Annotated in this window: 1 protein-coding gene; it reads left to right on the forward strand. The window is 52.8% G+C overall.

The window, feature by feature from the left end; translation table 11 throughout:
- Positions 1–60: 60 nt before the first annotated feature.
- The coding region (locus KDM89_RS21505) for a cytochrome P450 (RefSeq protein ID WP_329604727.1) at positions 61–301 on the forward strand (241 nt) is incomplete at its 3' end.

The raw sequence follows: 301 nt of genomic DNA on the forward strand, positions 1-301 counted from the left end.
GAGATCATTCGTTGGCAGACTCCTCTCGCATATATGCGGCGTATCGCTACGAGGGACACGGTGCTGAACGGCCAGCTCATACGCAAGGGGGACAAGGTAATCATGTGGTATGCCTCTGGCAACCGTGATGAGAATGTGTTTGAACGCCCTGACGATCTGATCATCGACCGTTCAAACGCCCGCAGTCACCTGTCTTTCGGTTTTGGTGTTCACCGCTGTATGGGAAACCGGTTGGCAGAGCTGCAACTGCGCATACTCTGGGAGGAGTTGATCGAGCGTTTTGAAGCAATATCAGTACTTG

It is taken from the genome of Cognatundibacterium luofuense (genome assembly GCF_018139685.1).
In the GTDB taxonomy this organism is placed as follows: Bacteria; Pseudomonadota; Gammaproteobacteria; order Burkholderiales; family Burkholderiaceae_D; genus Undibacterium; species Undibacterium luofuense.